This window comes from Pseudomonas sp. ArH3a, assembly GCF_022648765.1.
Classification (GTDB): domain Bacteria; phylum Pseudomonadota; class Gammaproteobacteria; order Pseudomonadales; family Pseudomonadaceae; genus Aquipseudomonas.
On the sequence record NZ_CP080330.1, the window covers coordinates 1,294,337 to 1,311,432 of the forward strand.

General features: G+C 60.0%; 16 protein-coding genes. 8 read left to right on the top strand and 8 right to left on the bottom strand.

Annotated features, from left to right (window positions below; translation table 11 throughout):
- The first annotated feature begins 99 nt into the window (after positions 1-99).
- The 3 genes from K0P33_RS05820 to K0P33_RS05830 all read left to right on the top strand — a co-directional run bounded on the left by K0P33_RS05820 (position 100) and on the right by K0P33_RS05830 (position 2,060).
- A complete protein-coding gene (locus tag K0P33_RS05820; RefSeq protein ID WP_027604841.1) occupies positions 100-717 on the top strand; it encodes a glutathione S-transferase N-terminal domain-containing protein in 618 nt (205 codons plus the stop codon).
- 17 nt (positions 718-734) lie between these two features.
- Positions 735-1,154: a ClpXP protease specificity-enhancing factor gene (locus K0P33_RS05825; RefSeq protein WP_094950405.1), complete on the top strand. Its 420-nt coding sequence runs from the start codon at positions 735-737 to the stop codon at positions 1,152-1,154.
- Between the two features lie 159 nt (positions 1,155-1,313).
- The gene (locus tag K0P33_RS05830) at positions 1,314-2,060 is read left to right on the top strand and encodes a FadR/GntR family transcriptional regulator (RefSeq protein ID WP_083360156.1); all 747 of its coding nucleotides are present in this window, start codon (positions 1,314-1,316) and stop codon (positions 2,058-2,060) included.
- A gap of 133 nt (positions 2,061-2,193) precedes the next feature.
- Here K0P33_RS05830 and K0P33_RS05835 read toward each other — a convergent pair whose 3' ends face one another.
- Entirely contained in the window at positions 2,194-3,351 is a 1,158-nt protein-coding gene (locus tag K0P33_RS05835; protein ID WP_094950406.1) for a phospholipase, read from the bottom strand.
- A gap of 236 nt (positions 3,352-3,587) precedes the next feature.
- On the opposite strand from K0P33_RS05835, the gene kdgD reads away from it, so the two are divergent.
- The 4 genes from kdgD (at position 3,588) to garD (ending at position 9,112) form a co-directional block, all read left to right on the top strand.
- Positions 3,588-4,499, top strand: a complete 912-nt coding sequence (kdgD, locus tag K0P33_RS05840) for a 5-dehydro-4-deoxyglucarate dehydratase (protein ID WP_064450699.1) — start codon at positions 3,588-3,590, stop codon at positions 4,497-4,499.
- 54 nt (positions 4,500-4,553) lie between these two features.
- On the top strand, positions 4,554-5,999 hold the full coding sequence (locus K0P33_RS05845) for an aldehyde dehydrogenase family protein (protein WP_242154461.1): 1,446 nt from the start codon (positions 4,554-4,556) through the stop codon (positions 5,997-5,999).
- Positions 6,000-6,182: 183 nt separating this feature from the next.
- A complete protein-coding gene (locus K0P33_RS05850) occupies positions 6,183-7,547 on the top strand; it encodes an MFS transporter (RefSeq protein WP_094950408.1) in 1,365 nt (454 codons plus the stop codon).
- 11 nt (positions 7,548-7,558) lie between these two features.
- The gene (gene garD, locus K0P33_RS05855) at positions 7,559-9,112 is read left to right on the top strand and encodes a galactarate dehydratase (protein ID WP_094950409.1); all 1,554 of its coding nucleotides are present in this window, start codon (positions 7,559-7,561) and stop codon (positions 9,110-9,112) included.
- Positions 9,113-9,403: 291 nt separating this feature from the next.
- Here the strand turns inward: garD and K0P33_RS05860 are convergent, their stop codons facing one another.
- Complete coding sequence (locus K0P33_RS05860) at positions 9,404-10,432, bottom strand: IS110 family transposase (RefSeq protein WP_242152133.1); 1,029 nt, start codon at positions 10,430-10,432, stop codon at positions 9,404-9,406.
- Positions 10,433-10,592: 160 nt separating this feature from the next.
- Between K0P33_RS05860 and K0P33_RS05865 the strand changes: the two genes are divergently transcribed.
- Positions 10,593-11,534, top strand: a complete 942-nt coding sequence (locus tag K0P33_RS05865) for an AEC family transporter (RefSeq protein ID WP_094950410.1) — start codon at positions 10,593-10,595, stop codon at positions 11,532-11,534.
- A 134-nt stretch (positions 11,535-11,668) separates the two neighbouring features.
- Here K0P33_RS05865 and K0P33_RS05870 read toward each other — a convergent pair whose 3' ends face one another.
- The 6 genes from K0P33_RS05870 to gatC all read right to left on the bottom strand — a co-directional run bounded on the left by K0P33_RS05870 (position 11,669) and on the right by gatC (position 16,912).
- Positions 11,669-12,052, bottom strand: a complete 384-nt coding sequence (locus K0P33_RS05870; protein WP_094950411.1) for a carboxymuconolactone decarboxylase family protein — start codon at positions 12,050-12,052, stop codon at positions 11,669-11,671.
- Positions 12,049-13,095, bottom strand: coding sequence for a calcium/sodium antiporter (locus K0P33_RS05875; protein ID WP_094950445.1), 1,047 nt, complete (start codon positions 13,093-13,095; stop codon positions 12,049-12,051). Before K0P33_RS05875 ends, K0P33_RS05870 begins: the two co-directional genes overlap by 4 nt.
- A 60-nt stretch (positions 13,096-13,155) precedes the next feature.
- Entirely contained in the window at positions 13,156-13,527 is a 372-nt protein-coding gene (locus K0P33_RS05880; protein ID WP_242154463.1) for a septal ring lytic transglycosylase RlpA family protein, read from the bottom strand.
- Between the two features lie 173 nt (positions 13,528-13,700).
- Positions 13,701-15,146, bottom strand: a complete 1,446-nt coding sequence (gatB, locus tag K0P33_RS05885) for an Asp-tRNA(Asn)/Glu-tRNA(Gln) amidotransferase subunit GatB (RefSeq protein ID WP_094950413.1) — start codon at positions 15,144-15,146, stop codon at positions 13,701-13,703.
- 10 nt (positions 15,147-15,156) lie between these two features.
- Entirely contained in the window at positions 15,157-16,608 is a 1,452-nt protein-coding gene (gatA, locus tag K0P33_RS05890) for an Asp-tRNA(Asn)/Glu-tRNA(Gln) amidotransferase subunit GatA (RefSeq protein WP_242154465.1), read from the bottom strand.
- Positions 16,609-16,624: 16 nt separating this feature from the next.
- A complete protein-coding gene (gene gatC / locus K0P33_RS05895; RefSeq protein WP_083360145.1) occupies positions 16,625-16,912 on the bottom strand; it encodes an Asp-tRNA(Asn)/Glu-tRNA(Gln) amidotransferase subunit GatC in 288 nt (95 codons plus the stop codon).
- Positions 16,913-17,096 lie beyond the last annotated feature (184 nt).

Genomic DNA, 17,096 nt, shown 5'->3' on the forward strand with positions numbered 1-17,096 from the left:
AACACGTAGCGCTCTGGTTGAACCAGGCACTGCAGAGATGCTCTCTGGGCGCGCTCGTTTTTGAGCTTTCGATAATTTCAACAAGCGAGGAGGACCGCCATGGGCGTGACCAACCGGTTGGCCTGTTACTCCGACCCCGCCGACCACTATTCCCACCGAGTACGCATCGTGCTCGCAGAGAAGGGTGTCAGCGCCGAGATCATCAGTGTGGAGGTGGGTCGTCATCCGCCGAAACTGATCGAAGTGAACCCTTACGGCAGCTTGCCCACCCTGGTCGATCGTGACCTGGCGTTGTGGGAGTCAACCGTGGTGATGGAATACCTGGATGAGCGTTACCCGCATCCACCTTTGCTGCCGGTCTACCCGGTGGCGCGTGCCAACAGCCGCCTGCTGATCCATCGGATTCAGCGTGACTGGTGCGGGCTGGTGGATTTGATTCTGGATACACGCAGTAAAGAAGCCGCTCGAGTGCAGGCGCGCAAGGAATTGCGTGAGAGCCTGACCGGTGTTTCGCCGCTGTTCGCCGACAAACCTTTTTTCCTCAGCGAGGAACAAAGCTTGGTGGATTGCTGCCTATTACCCATACTCTGGCGCTTGCCGATCCTGGGCATTGAACTGCCACGGCCGGCCAAGCCGTTGCTTGATTACATGGAGCGCCAGTTTGCGCGTGAGGCTTTCCAGGCGAGTCTGTCTGGCGTCGAACGCGATATGCGCTAAGGCTTAAGGAGCCGCTGATGAACTCCAGTCGACCCTACTTGGTCCGCGCGCTCTATGAGTGGATTGTGGACAACGATTGCACCCCGCACATGTTGGTCAACTCTGAATTCCCCAAGGTTGATGTGCCGCAGGGTTTCGCCAGTGATGGGCAGATCGTGCTGAACGTATCACCCAGTGCTGTGCGCCACCTGCATATGGACAATGAAGCTGTCAGCTTCGAAGGGCGTTTCGGCGGTGTGCCGCATACGCTGTTCGTGCCGATTGGTGCCATCCTCGGGATCTATGCCCGGGAAAATGGCCAGGGCATGGTGTTCGATCTGGAGTCGCCTTTCGAGGACGACGAAGCGATCGAAGGCGAAGGCGGTGATGATGTGCCACCACCAGACTCCGAGCCTCCGCGTCCAAGCGGCCGGCCGAGCCTGAAAGTGGTGAAGTAAGCGGCTTTCACCCTAGGGTGAGCCTGAAAAATGCCTCGACTTGTGTCGGGGCATTTTTTTGCGCGAAGGATGTGGGTGAAAGTCGCGACCGGACGGTGATCGTACAACCGCCATGGGCTATGATGCGGGCTCAAGTTCGCCGAGAAAGATGGATTCATCATGGAAAATGCCAACACCGCCCCTCGTCTTCCCCGCAAGCGCCGCAGCCTTGCCCAGGAATTGGTCACGGTGTTGTCCGAGCAGATTCGCGACGGCCAACTCAAACGCGGCGACAAGTTGCCTACCGAATCCGCAATCATGGAAGCCCATGGGGTCAGCCGCACCGTGGTGCGTGAAGCCATCTCGCGTTTGCAGGCGGCGGGGCAGGTGGAAACCCGCCACGGTATCGGCACTTTTGTATTGGACACGCCAAGCCCCAGCGGCTTCCGGATTGACCCGGCCACGGTGGTGACGCTGCGTGATGTGCTGGCGATTCTGGAGCTGCGTATCAGCCTGGAAGTGGAGTCCGCCGGCCTCGCAGCCTTGCGTCGTAGCGACGAACAGCTGGCCGCCATGCGTGCTGCCCTCGACGCCTTGAATGAAAGCGCCGCCCACGCTGGCGATGCTGTCGCGTCAGACTTCGCGTTCCACCTGGAAATTGCGCTGTCCACTGGCAATCGCTACTTCACCGACATCATGACCCACCTGGGCACCAGCATCATTCCGCGTACCCGCTTGAATTCAGCGCGCCTGGCCCATGATGACCAGCAGCACTACATGGGCCGCCTGAGCCGCGAACACGAAGAGATTTATGAGGCGATTGCTCGCCAGGATTCGGACGCGGCACGCGCGGCCATGCGCCTGCATCTGACTAACAGCCGCGAACGGCTGCGCCATGCCCATGAAGAGGCACAAGCGCAGCGCTGATCTAGTGTGGGAGCTGGCTTGCCTGCGATAGCATCACTTCGGTCTGTCTGACAGGTCGAGTCGCCCGCATCGCAGGCAAGCCAGCTTCCACAGTGATCATTCCCACGCAGAGCGTGGGAATGATCAAACCTACTTAGCTCGCAGGTTGGTTTGGCTTGTAGTCCTTGAGCAGCAGGTACGTACTCCAACCCCACCAATCATTGGTCCAGTGCTTGTCGTTCAGGTCATTCACGTCCTTGCGGCGCAGCACCTTGTTGCCTTCCATCTTGAACAGCGGCGAAAAGTTATTCGCCGGGTTCTGCGCCGCGTTCAAATCCGGCACATACAGCGGCGCCTTGAAGTTGGCCGGGGAGGGCGCGACACCGCTGATAAAGGTCTCGAAGATTTCATCTGCCGACGCCTGCACCGCACGTTTGACCATCGCCCGATTGTCCGCGTCGATGGCATCGAAGTAGCGTTTATCCCCATAGGCATGCCATTGATCACCCTTGGCGTTGCGCACCTTGAGCCCAAACTTGCTGTCTTCATCGTGCATGAAGCGGCTGATCAGCGAGCCCAGTTCCCCTGGCGTCACCACGGCCGCCAATTGTTTACGCGGCACGCGCAGGTGGCCGGCGGAAAACAGGTCGGTCAAAAAATGATCAGCAAAGCTGTTCATGGCATAGGCCAATTCCAGTGCTTGGTCGGTGCCGGTTTGATGCGCCACCACCGCCTGTTGCAGCGCCGCCGTATGGCCGGCCAGATAGGCTGACAGCGCCCACTCGCCAAAGTGGTCGGCGTTGTCTGCCGCCAATTTCAGATAGCGCCCCAGCGGAATCAAGGCCGACACCGCACTGCCACCGCCGGTGATGCGGTTCCATTCCTCGGACAACGTATCACCCAGCGCGTCATAGGCTTCATGGGGTTGTTTGCCGTCCTTGATCGCCTGCTTGACCGCGTTGATCTCCTTTTGCATCACCGCGAGGATTTTCCCGGCTTCTGCCCGTGAGGCTGGCAGCACAGCCAACGAATTGAACGCAGCGCTAAAGCGTTGCACACGCTCTGCGGGGGAGGCGCCATCGCTGATGGGCTGGCCGGGAATGCCATAGAAGTCACCGCCCAGGGCGATCACCTGGCCGTAGGTCAGTGCCAGCCCGTTGGGCAAGTGCAGTTCGACTTGGTGCGCTGGAATCGCCGGGGCGTCCTTGACGAAACGCAGCAGGGTTTCATCGCCGATAGCAGTGTGTTCACCGCCTTCGAAGCGCAGGGCCGGTGGGATTTTTTCGGGTGCTGCGAGTTCAAGATCTGACATGTTAGCTCCTTGCTATGTCGTAGGAATCTTCCTTGATAACTGTATGTATATACAGTTGTGTCGAGCATAGAGGAAAAAAGTCCTACGTCAAGAAGCCACGTTTAAACACTTAGCCGCAGATGAGGCCCGATGAATTGCAGTTGACGAATAGTTTTATAGTTGTACGATGACGTACGACATCGCCACAACCAACAACAACCTTTCGACAGAAAGTCTTCGCCCAGGGTGTTCGAATAATGAATCCACAAGAACTGAAGTCCATCCTCTCCCACGGTCTGTTGTCTTTCCCCGTGACCGATTTCAATGCGCAGGGTGACTTCCACCAGGCTGGCTACATCAAGCGTCTGGAATGGCTGGCCCCTTACGGCGCCACCGCCTTGTTCGCCGCCGGCGGCACCGGTGAGTTTTTCTCCCTGGCCGCCAGCGAATATTCCCAAGTGGTGAAGACCGCTGTTGATACCTGCGCCACCAGCGTGCCGATCCTTGCCGGCGTCGGTGGTTCGACCCGCCAAGCCATCGAGTACGCCCAGGAAGCCGAGCGCCTGGGCGCCAAAGGCTTGCTGCTGCTGCCGCATTACCTGACCGAAGCCAGCCAGGACGGGGTTGCCGCTCACGTAGAAGCGGTGTGCAAATCGGTCAAGATCGGTGTGGTGGTCTACAACCGCAACGTCTGCCGCCTGACCGCGCCTTTGTTGGAACGCCTGGCTGAGCGCTGCCCTAACTTGATCGGCTACAAAGACGGCCTGGGTGACATCGAGTTGATGGTGTCGATCCGCCGTCGTCTTGGCGACCGTTTCAGCTACCTCGGCGGCTTGCCGACTGCAGAGGTTTACGCCGCTGCCTACAAGGCCTTGGGCGTGCCGGTGTACTCCTCGGCGGTGTTTAACTTCATCCCGAAAACCGCGATGGACTTCTACCACGCGATTGCCAAAGACGATCACGCCACCGTCGGCAAGATCATCGACAACTTCTTTCTGCCTTACCTCGATATCCGCAACCGTAAGGCCGGGTATGCCGTGAGCATCGTCAAGGCCGGTGCAAAAATCGCCGGCTACGACGCAGGCCCGGTGCGCACGCCGCTGACCGACCTGCTGCCGGAAGAATATGAAGCCCTGGCCGCGCTGATAGACAAGCAAGGTCCGCAGTAACTTATCAACAAGGCCGCTGAGAGATCAGCGGCCTTTTGCGTCAGGAGAAGATGTGTGTCCCAAGCCAAACGTTTTGAAAACTACATCAACGGCGAGTGGGTGGCCGGTGCCGACTACTGCAACAACATCAACCCGTCGGAGTTGTCCGATGTTATTGGCGAATACGCCAAGGCTGACGTAGCCCAAGTCAACGCTGCCATCGACGCCGCCCGTGCCGCTTTCCCGGCTTGGTCGACCTCCGGCATCCAGGCTCGCCACGATGCCCTGGATAAAGTCGGCAGCGAAATCCTTGCCCGCCGTGAAGAACTCGGCACCCTGCTGGCCCGGGAAGAGGGCAAGACCCTGCCCGAAGCCATCGGCGAAGTGACCCGCGCCGGTAACATCTTCAAGTTCTTCGCCGGTGAATGCCTGCGCCTGTCTGGTGACTACGTGCCGTCGGTGCGCCCGGGCGTCAACGTTGAAGTGACCCGCGAAGCCTTGGGTGTGGTCGGCTTGATCACCCCGTGGAACTTCCCGATTGCAATCCCCGCCTGGAAAATCGCTCCGGCCCTGGCCTACGGCAACTGCGTAGTGATCAAACCGGCCGAATGGGTGCCCGGCTGCGCCTGGGCCCTGGCCGAAATCATCTCCCGCGCCGGCTTCCCCGCCGGTGTGTTCAACCTGGTGATGGGCAGCGGCCGTGTGGTGGGTGACGTGCTGGTCAACAGCCCGAAAGTCGACGGCATCAGCTTTACCGGCTCGGTCGGCGTGGGGCGTCAGATCGCCGTCAGTTGCGTATCGCGCCAGGCCAAAGTGCAGTTGGAAATGGGCGGCAAAAACCCACAGGTCATCCTCGATGACGCCGACCTCAAGCAGGCCGTCGAGCTGTCGGTACAGAGCGCGTTCTACTCCACCGGTCAGCGTTGCACCGCCTCAAGCCGTTTGATTGTTACTGCCGGTATCCACGACCAGTTCGTCGCGGCCATGGCCGAGCGCATGAAGTCGATCAAAGTTGGCCACGCGCTGAAAAGCGGCACCGACATCGGCCCGGTGGTTTCCCAGGCCCAGTTGGACCAGGACATGAAGTACATCGACATCGGCCAAAGCGAAGGCGCGCGACTGGTCAGCGGTGGTGGCTTGGTGACCTGCGACACCGAAGGTTACTACTTGGCGCCGACGTTGTTTGCCGACAGCGAAGCCGCCATGCGCATCAGCCGTGAAGAGATCTTCGGCCCAGTGGCCAACGTGGTGCGCGTAGCGGATTACGAGGCGGCGCTGGCCATGGCCAACGACACCGAGTTCGGCCTGTCGGCGGGCATTGCCACCACCTCGCTGAAGTACGCCAACCACTTCAAGCGCCACTCCCAGGCCGGGATGGTGATGGTCAACCTGCCGACCGCCGGGGTGGACTACCACGTGCCGTTCGGTGGCCGTAAGGGCTCGTCTTATGGTTCGCGCGAGCAGGGTCGCTATGCGCAAGAGTTCTACACCGTGGTGAAGACCAGCTACATCGGTTCGTAGGAAACGCCCCGGTAGGCACCGGCTTGTGTGGGCGCTGGCTTGCCTGCGATGCAGTCACCTTGGTGCTTCAATGAGACCGAGGCGATGCTATCGCAGGCAAGCCAGCTCCCACAGAAAGCGGCTCCTGCAGTTAAAACAGAAATGATTACCCGCAAAAAAAATAATTAGTGGGAGTACTTCTTCATGCAAGCGACCAAGCCGACCCACGTCCGCTATTTGATCCTGCTCATGCTGTTTGTGGTGACCACGATCAACTACGCCGACCGGGCAACTATCGCCATCGCCGGTTCCAGCCTGCAAAAAGACCTCGGCATCGACGCGGTCACCCTCGGTTACATCTTCTCCGCATTCGGTTGGGCCTACGTGGCCGGGCAAATTCCCGGTGGCTGGCTGCTGGACCGGTTCGGCTCGAAAAAAATCTATGCCCTGAGCATCTTCACCTGGTCGCTGTTCACCGTGCTGCAAGGCTATGTGGGTGAATTCGGGGTCTCCACCGCCATCGTCGCGTTGTTCATGCTGCGCTTTTTGGTGGGCCTGGCTGAGGCGCCGTCGTTTCCTGGAAATGCCCGCATTGTTGCGGCGTGGTTTCCTACGGCTGAACGCGGCACGGCCTCGGCAATTTTCAACTCGGCGCAGTACTTCGCTACGGTGCTGTTTGCACCGCTGATGGGCTGGATCGTCTATACCTTCGGCTGGCAGCACGTGTTTATCGTGATGGGCAGCATCGGCATCCTGTTCTCGCTGATCTGGCTGAAACTTATCCACAGCCCGCGCCAGCACCCGATGATCAACGCGGCCGAACTCAAGTACATCGCTGAGAACGGTGCGATGGTCGACATGGATCAAGACAAGGCCAAAGGCCAGAAAATCGACGGCCCGAAGTGGGATTACATCCGCCAGTTGCTGACCAATCGCATGATGCTCGGCGTGTACCTGGGCCAGTACTGCATCAACGGCATCACCTATTTCTTCCTCACCTGGTTCCCGGTGTACCTGGTGCAGGAGCGTGGTATGACGATTCTCAAGGCCGGCTTCATTGCTTCGCTGCCGGCGGTCTGCGGGTTTATCGGCGGGGTATTGGGTGGGTTGATTTCCGATTACCTGCTGCGCAAGGGCCATTCCCTGACGTTCGCGCGCAAGGCGCCGATCATTGGTGGGTTGCTGGTGTCGTCCAGCATCGTGGCGTGCAACTACGTGGATATCGAATGGATGGTGGTGGGCTTCATGGCCTTGGCCTTCTTCGGTAAAGGCGTTGGCGCACTCGGTTGGGCGGTGGTGTCTGACACCTCGCCGAAACAAATCGCCGGGCTCAGTGGCGGCCTGTTCAATATGTTTGGCAACCTGGCGTCGATCAGTACGCCGATCGTGATTGGCTACATCATCGCCACCACCGGCTCGTTCAAGTGGGCCTTGGTGTTCGTCGGCGCTAACGCGCTGCTGGCGGTATTCAGCTACCTGGTGATTGTCGGCCCGATCAAGCGTGTGGTGCTCAAAGAACCGCCCAGCAAAGGCCCTGAGCTGACCCAACTTACCGAAGCGCATTCCTGAGGGGCGATGTAATGCAGTTGATTGAACATGCCGACTCGCCGCGCTCGATCCGTTTGCACGCGCGCGACAACGTGGTGATCGTGGTCAACGACCAGGGCGTACCGGCGGGCACCGAGTTCCCGGACGGCCTGGTGACCGTGGATTTCATCCCACAGAGCCACAAGGTGACCCTGGAAGACATCCCCGAAGGCGGTCAGATTATTCGCTACGGCCAGACCATTGGTTACGCCCTGGCGCCGATTCCACGCGGCAGTTGGGTGCAGGAAGACCAACTGCGCATGCCCACCGCGCCACCGTTGGACAGCCTGCCGCTGTCCACCGAAGTGCCGCAAGCCCAGGCGCCGTTGGAAGGCTTCACGTTTGAGGGTTACCGCAACGCCGACGGCACCGTGGGCACGCGCAATATCCTGGGCATCACCACCACGGTGCAGTGCGTCACCGGCGTGCTGGACCATGCGGTCAAACGCATCAAGGAGGAGTTGCTGCCCAAGTACCCGAACGTCGATGACGTGGTGGCGCTGACCCACAGCTACGGCTGCGGCGTGGCGATCACTGCGACGGATGCGTATATCCCGATCCGCACCGTGCGCAACCTGGCGCGCAACCCGAACCTGGGCGGCGAAGCGCTGGTGATCAGCTTGGGCTGCGAGAAACTGCAGGCCGGGCAGGTGATGCACGACAACGACAGCTCCGTCGACCTGAGCGAGCCGTGGCTGTATCGGCTGCAGGATTCCAGCCATGGGTTTACCGAGATGATCGAGCAGATCATGGCGCTGGCCGAGGTGCGCTTGAAGAAACTCGACCAGCGCCGCCGCGAAACCGTGCCAGCGTCGGAGTTGATCCTGGGCATGCAGTGCGGTGGCAGTGATGCGTTTTCCGGCATCACCGCCAACCCCGCGCTGGGCTACGCCTCGGACCTGCTGCTGCGGGCTGGGGCTACGGTAATGTTTTCCGAAGTCACTGAAGTGCGTGATGCGATTTACCTGCTGACGTCGCGCGCTGAAAGCAAAGAAGTTGCCCTAGCCCTTGTAAGAGAAATGGACTGGTACGACCGTTACCTGGCCAAAGGCGAGGCGGATCGCAGCGCCAACACCACGCCGGGTAACAAGAAGGGCGGGTTGTCGAATATTGTCGAGAAGTCTCTGGGCTCCATCGTCAAATCCGGCAGCAGCGCGATCAATGGCGTGCTCGGCCCGGGCGAGCGTTTCAAGCGCAAAGGCCTGATCTTTTGCGCCACGCCGGCCAGTGACTTTGTGTGCGGCACCTTGCAATTGGCGGCTGGGATGAACCTGCATGTGTTCACCACCGGGCGTGGCACGCCGTACGGGCTGGCGATGGCGCCGGTGGTGAAGGTTTCCACGCGTACGGAATTGGCGCAGCGCTGGCCGGACCTGATCGATATCGACGCCGGACGCATCGCCACCGGGCGTGCGAGCATTGAGGCATTGGGCTGGGAGTTGTTCCACTTCTACCTGGATGTGGCCAGCGGCAAGAAGCAGACGTGGGCGGAGCAGCATAAGCTGCATAACGACATCACCTTGTTCAACCCGGCGCCCATTACCTGAGACCTACCCGTACGTTGTGGGAGCAGGCAAGCCAGCTCCCACATCTATGGTTACCCCCTTTTCTGCAATACTGTCTTTGATGGCGTGTATGGCTTGCTTTCATCTATTCGGCGTCTGAGTGGGGTATTGGCCCCGCGCCTCGATGAGAATTGATGCCCAACGACCCTAATTATTTGGACGGCCTTTCAGCCGTGTGGGAGCTCAGGGTTGTCGTCAGGCCGGTTGGCCGTTCACGTCATCTGTTATCCAGCATCGCAAAACCAGGTGGGTGGTGCTTGGGTGACAGCAGGGTCAAGCGTTCATCGCGCTTGGCCCTGCATCAAATTCAGTGTGGTTTGCCGCGATCGACCAAGCGATTCTTGCCAGCTTGTTGGCTAGCGCGCAGACCACTAAATTGGAGTGCCGATGGCCTGCCAGCAGCTTGCGAACCCAATCGGCCAAACTCCCTTTTTGCTTATCCAAGTGCATCAAGTAGATACGGGCACATTGAACAAACAAGCGTCGCTGGTTTCGATCTCCGCGCTTGCTGATGCCCAAAAGTACGGTTTTACCGCCAGTAGAATGCTGCTTTGGCACAAGTCCTATCGAGGCTGAATAGCCTCGACCACATTTGAACTGCTTGCCATCGCCCAACTCCGCAGCCAAGACGCTGGAGGTGATCGGGCCAACGCAGGGAATTGTCATCAAACGAGAAGCCAGATCATCTTCAGCGACTTGGCTCTCAACTTCTTTGTCGAGAACCTTAACCTGACGATCCAGGTAGACGTAGTGGTCATACAGCCCTTGCAGCAGCTTTTTGATCAGCCCATGAAATGAGGCTGTTTCGAGTAACGCGGGCACCTCTTTGACTGATTTAAAGCCCGGTGCCAAGCTGACACCCACCTCCAAAAGCCCTGCATGAATTCGATTAACGGCGGCTGTGCGTTCCTTGATAAGCGAGTCGCGGACCGAGTTGAGCATGGCCAACGCTTGCTGAGCTTGGGTTTTTACTGGTACGAAACGCATCGTTGGGCGACTAGCTGCCTCACAAATCGCTTCGGCATCAGCGAAGTCGTTTTTATTGCTTTTTACGTAAGGGCGCACGAGATGAGGAGCAATAAGTTTGGGGGTGTGTCCCAGCATGGCGACTTGTTGCGCCATGAAGTGGGCGCCGCCGCAGGCTTCCATCACAACAGTACAAGGCTCGATGGAAGCTAAATGCTGGAGCAATCCTGCTCGATTAAACTTTTTGCGCAGCAGTACATGGCCACGCTCATCTTGTTCGTGAGCGTGATAGCTGTGCTTACCAAGGTCAACGGCGGTGATGTCTACTTTGCTCATGGCTGCGGTCTCCGATAGATCCCCCTGTGAAAGCTTAGTGGGCGTTCACAGGGGGCGGCGGGGGTAGCCATCTCATTATTTGATCGGTGTTGCCCGGACGAACCGGGCCGCATGGCTTATCATTAGCCACCTGACGACACCCACCAAGGTTCTCCCCGGCATGCTGGCTATCTTCCTCACCACCCTCACCATCACCGCGCCGGTGTTTGCCATGCTGTTCCTTGGTGTGCTGCTCAAGCGCATCAACTGGATCAACGACAACTTTATCCACACCGCGTCGTCACTGGTGTTTAACGTCACCATGCCGGCGCTGCTGTTTCTGGGCATTCTGCATGCCGACCTGCACTCGGCGCTCAAGCCGGGGCTGCTGATCTATTTCGCCGTTGCCACGTTGCTCAGCTTTGCCCTGGCCTGGGGTTGGGCGCTTTATCGTTGCCCGCGTGAAGACCGCGGCATCTACACCCAGGGCGCGTTTCGCGGCAATAACGGCGTGATCGGCCTGGCCCTGGCGGCCAGCATGTACGGCGACTATGGCATTTCCCTCGGAGCGATCCTCGCCGCGCTGGTGATCCTGTTCTACAACACGCTGTCGACCATCGTGCTGGCGGTGTACAGCCCGGTGATCAAGTCCGACCCGTGGAGCATCTTCAAAAGTGTGGTGGCCAACCCGCTGATCATCAGCGTGATTGCCGCCGCACCGTTCGCGATCTTCAAGATCGGTCTGCCGGGGTGGCTGGAGTCGTCCGGCCAGTACCTGGCGGACATGACCTTGCCGCTGGCGTTGATCTGCATCGGCGGCACTTTGTCGTTGGCGGCCTTGCGCAAAAGCGGGAGCATGGCGTTGAGTGCCAGCCTGGTGAAGATGATCGGCCTGCCGCTCTTCGCGACGCTGGGCGCATGGCTGCTGGGCTTTCGGGGGCCGGAACTGGGGATTTTGTTTCTGTATTTTGGCGCGCCGACGGCGGCAGCGAGTTTTGTCATGGCCCGCGCGGCCGAGGGTAATCATGAGCTGGCGGCGGCGATTATTGTGATTACTACCTTGATGGCGGCGGTGACCACCAATATCGGGATTTTTGTGTTGCAGGCGGGTGGTTGGATCTGAAGGTTGTGGTGGGGTTGAAGGCCAATCGCAGGCAAGCCAGCTCCCACATTCGACCGCATGCTCATGCTGCAACTCGGTCAAGTGTGGGAGCTGGCTTGTCGGGTCGCCGCGCCGCTGCGATAGCTATCTAACAGTCACTGCTTATCTGCCTGATACGCCTCAATCACTTCCTGAGCCGCCCGAAACGCATCAATCGCCGCCGGCACGCCCGCGTACACCGCGCAATGCAGCAGCGCTTCGCGAATCTCCTCCACCGTACACCCATTGTTCAGCGCGCCACGCACGTGGCCCTTGAGTTCCTGCGGGCACTTGAGGGCGGTAAGGGCGGCGAGCGTGATCAGGCTGCGCGTCTTCAGCGGCAGGCCTTCGCGGTTCCACACGCTGCCCCATGCGTGGTCGTTGACGAAATCCTGCAGCGGCTGGGTGAACGCGGTGGCGTTGCCCAAGGCGCGGTCGACGAACACATCGCCCATGACCTGGCGGCGCATTTCAACCCCGGTTTTTTTCTGATCGGTCATTGCGGTTCCCTCTTGTGTTGGCGGCGCCAGGCTTGCAGCGAGGTGAACAACAGGAAGGCCACCAGCGCTGGCAGGACGTAATACAGCATCAATTGTTCAAGCTGGGTGGCCAGCGGCATGCCAAAGGTGAACGACACCACATGCAGCCCATACACCAGGTACAGGCCCAGGAACACCAGGCCTTCGGCACGGGTGACCCGGTAGCCGGTATAAAACACTGGCAGGCACAACACAATCACGCCGAGCATCACCGGCAGGTCGAAGTCGAGGGCGTTGGGTGACACCGACAGTGGCGAGGGTGCCACCAGCGCGGTAAACCCAAGCACTCCAAGCAGATTGAACAGGTTGCTGCCGATCACGTTGCCCACGGCAATCTCCCGCTCGCCGCGCAGCGCGGCAATCAGCGAGGTCGCCAGGCACGGCAGCGAAGTGCCGACACCGATCAGCGTCAGGCCGATGATGCGCTCCGACAGGCCCAGATCGCTGGCTACATCCACTGCCGCACCCAGCAGCAAATGCCCGGCCAGTACCAGGATCAACAGCCCGCCGAGCATCAGCAACGCGCTGCTCAGCCAGGGCGCCCTGGCCACCGTATCCAGCGTGCGTGGGCGGCGCGAATGGCGGGTCTGGTAGTGCAGCACGCCGAGGTAGGCAACCAAAGCAAGCAGCAGCAACAGGCCGTCGAACGGTGTCAGTGTTTCATTGGCCGCCAGGGTAAACACCAGCAAGCCGGCGAAAATCATTACGGGGATGTCCAGGCGCACCAGTTGCCGCGAGACCCGCAGCGGAATGATCAACGCAGCCAGGCCCAGGGTGACGAGGGTGTTGAAGATACTGCTGCCGATCACGCTGCCCACAGCGATATCGGTATTGCCGGCCAAGGTGGCTTGCAGGCTCACGGTCATTTGCGGCGCGCTACTGCCGAAGGCGACGATGCTCAAGCCGATAATCAACGGCCGCACCTTGAGGCTGGCTGCCAGGCGCACGGCGGCGCGCACCAGGATTTCGGCGCCGACGATCAGCAGCACCAGGCCGCTGATCAGTTCGATCAGGCTCCAGGGCGAGAGGGCAGTTAATGCGGAAATGGCCAAAGCTCCCTTGATTTAGTTGCTCATGGCTTGCACGCGAACCCGTGCAGTGCCGCTGCTCAGCATACCGAGTTGTTCGGCAGCCTTGCGTGAAACGTCGATCAGGCGCCCACGGGTATGCGGGCCGCGGTCGTTGATGCGCAGCACCACGGATCTGTTGTTGTCGAGGTTGGTCACCTTGACCTGAGTGCCGAAGGGCAGGCGCCGATGGGCGGCGGTCAGGGCGTTCTGGTTGAAGGGTTCACCGCTGGCGGTTCTGTTGCCATGGTGCTTGGCGCCGTAATACGAGGCGGTGCCGGTTTCGTCGTAGCCGTTGGGGTCGATGAGGCCGCTGGCGCAACCGGCCAACAGAGAGAACAGGGCCAGGAGGCCGAGTAGACGCTTCATTTTCAGGAAATCCCCAATTAAATGTGGGAGCTGGCTTGCCTGCGATACAGGCACCTCGGTATTTCAGTTGCACCGAGGCGATGCTATCGCAGGCAAGCCCGCTCCCACACAAGCCCGCTCCCACAAGGGGTCCGAGTTGGGCATGAAAGCCCACCCGGACCATTTCACCGCGATCAGCCTTCGAGCTTGCTTTTCAGCAGTTCGTTCACTTGTTGCGGGTTGGCCTTGCCTTTGGAGGCTTTCATCGCCTGGCCGACAAAGAAGCCGAACATCTTGCCGCGCTTGGCTTCGTCTGCCGCACGGTATTGCTCGACCTGTTCGGCGTTGGCCGCCAGCATCTCATCGAGTACGGCCGAAATCGCGCCGCTGTCGGTGACTTGCTTGAGGCCGCGCTTCTCGATGATTTCGTCCGCACTGCCTTCGCCGCTGGCCATCGCTTCAAACACGGTCTTGGCGATTTTGCCGGAGATGGTGTTGTCCTTGATGCGCAGCAGCATGCCGCCCAGTTGCTCGGCGGTAACAGGCGCATCGTCGATTTCCAGGCCCTGTTTGTTCAACAGGCTGCCCAGCTCAACCATCACCCAGTTGGCCGCCAGTTTGGCGTCGCCGGCGATGCTCACGACTTTTTCGAAGTAGTTGGCTTGCTCACGGCTGGACGCCAACACGCTGGCATCGTAGACCGACAAGCCGAACTGCGCCTGGAAGCGCTCGCGTTTCTGCTGCGGCAATTCCGGCAGGGTGGCGCGGATGTCATTGAGGAACGAGTCCTCAAGCACCACCGGCAACAGGTCCGGGTCGGGGAAGTAACGGTAGTCGTTGGCTTCCTCTTTGCTGCGCATGGCGCGGGTTTCGTCTTTGTTCGGATCGTACAGGCGCGTTTGCTGGATCACCCTGCCGCCGTCTTCAATCAGCTCGATCTGGCGACGCACTTCGCTGTTGATCGCCTTTTCGATGAAGCGGAACGAGTTGACGTTCTTGATCTCGCAGCGGGTGCCGAACTCGACCTGGCCTTTTGGCCGGATCGACACGTTGCAGTCGCAACGCAGCGAGCCTTCGGCCATGTTGCCATCGCAGATGCCCAGGTAGCGCACCAGCGCGTGGATCGTCTTGACGTAGGCCACGGCTTCCTTGGCGCTGCGCATGTCCGGCTCGGACACGATTTCCAGCAACGGTGTGCCGGCGCGGTTCAGGTCGATACCGGTGGCACCTGGGAATTCTTCGTGCAGGCTCTTGCCGGCGTCTTCTTCCAAGTGCGCGCGGGTCACGCCGACACGTTTGATGGTGCCGTCTTCCAGCGGTATGTCCAGGTAGCCCTTGCCGACGATCGGCAGCTCCATCTGGCTGATCTGGTAGCCCTTGGGCAGGTCCGGGTAGAAGTAGTTCTTGCGCGCGAACACGTTGTGCTGGCCGATCTCGGCGTCAATCGCCAGGCCGAACATCACCGCCATGCGCACCGCTTCCTGGTTCAGCACCGGCAATACGCCGGGCATGCCCAGGTCAACCAGGCTGGCCTGGGTGTTGGGCTCTGCACCGAACGTGGTGGCGCTACCGGAGAAAATCTTCGATTGGGTGGCGAGCTGGGTATGAATCTCCAGCCCGATCACAACTTCCCATTGCATAGTGTTCTCCTCAGAAGCCGGTAGGGGTGCGAGTGTGCCAGTCGGTGTTCAACTGGTACTGGTGCGCCACATTGAGCAGGCGGCCTTCCTGGAAATACGGGGCGAGCAATTGCACGCCGACCGGCAGGCCATCGACGAAGCCGGCGGGCATGGACAAGCCCGGCAAGCCCGCGAGGTTGGCGGTAATGGTGTACAGGTCTTCCAGGTACTCGGCGATCGGGTCGCCGGTCTTGGCGCCGATCTTCCAGGCCGGGTTTGGCGTGGTTGGGCCGAGGATCACATCGACTTCTTCAAAGGCCGCCATGAAGTCGTTCTTGATCAGGCGACGGATTTTTTGCGCCTTGAGGTAGTACGCGTCGTAGTAGCCGGCCGATAGGGCGTAGGCACCGACCATGATCCGGCGTTGTACTTCGCTGCCGAAGCCTTCGCCACGCGAGCGTTTGTACAGGTCGGTGAGGTCTTTCGGGTTTTCGCAGCGATAGCCGAAACGTACGCCGTCGAAACGCGACAGGTTCGAGGAGGCTTCAGCCGGGGCGATCACGTAGTACGCAGGAATCGCGTGCTGGTTGTTCGGCAGGCTGATTTCCTTGATCACGGCGCCGAGCTTTTCCAGTTCCTTGACGCTGTTGTGGACCAGCTCGGCGATACGCGGGTCGAGGCCGGCGCTGAAATACTCTTTCGGCACGCCGATGCGCAGGCCTTTGATCGACGTATTCAGGCTGGCGCTGTAGTCCGGCACGGGCTCATCGATGCTGGTGGAGTCCTGTTTATCGAACCCTGCCATACCTTGTAACAATATTGCGCAGTCTTCGGCAGTGCGTGCCAATGGGCCGCCCTGATCGAGGCTGGAGGCGTAGGCGATCATGCCCCAACGGGAAACGCGACCGTAGGTCGGCTTCAAGCCAGTGAGGTTGGTGAACGCGGCGGGCTGACGGATCGAGCCACCGGTGTCGGTCGCGGTAGCCGCCGGCAGGAAGCGCGCGGCAACGGCCGCCGCCGAACCACCCGACGAGCCGCCTGGCACGTGTTCCAAGTTCCACGGGTTTTTCACCGCGCCGTAGTAGCTCGACTCGTTGGCCGAACCCATGGCGAACTCGTCCATGTTGGTCTTGCCCAGGGTCACGGCCCCGGCGGCAGCCAGCTTGGACACCACGGTGGCGTCGTAGGGCGCTTTAAAGTTGTCGAGCATCTTCGAGCCGCAGCTGGTGCGAATGCCCTGGGTGCAGAACAGGTCTTTGTGGGCGATCGGTGCGCCCAGCAGCGCGCCATTCTCACCATCGGCGCGACGCACATCGGCGGCCTTGGCCTGGCTCAGGGCCAGTTCTTCGGTGAGGCTGATGAAGCTGTTGACCTTGGGATCGTGCTCGGCGATGCGCGCAAGCAGGGTCTTGGTCAGCTCTTCGGAAGAAAACTTTTTGTCGGCGAGACCGCGGGCGATCTCGGCCAGAGTCATGTGATGCATTGCAGGCTCTTTCCCTTTAGTCGATGACTTTCGGAACCAGGTACAGGCCGTTTTCGACCGCTGGCGCGATGGACTGGTAGGCCTCGCGATTATTACGCTCGGTCACAACGTCTGCGCGCAGGCGCTGGCTGGCTTCCAGTGGGTGAGCCAGGGGCTCGATGCCGTCGGTATTGACGGCCTGCATTTGGTCGACCAGCCCGAGAATGCTGTTCAGGGCTGCGGTGGTCTGTGGAAGATCGGCTTCAACCAGGTCCAAGTGGGCCAGGTGAGCGATTTTTTCCACGTCGGAGCGTTCAAGCGCCATGGGATTCTCCAGTGGAAAACAGAACGGAGGGCGTCCGTGTGTTAGATTGTCGGAACACTACCGCATTTCTACGGTCATAAGGCCGCGATTGTGGGGGTTGGTGCACAGAAAGTCGGCCAATTTAGCACATTGGCGCCTTGCCCAAAATCCCTGTCGTTGTTAGAGTTTGCCGCACTTTTTTACC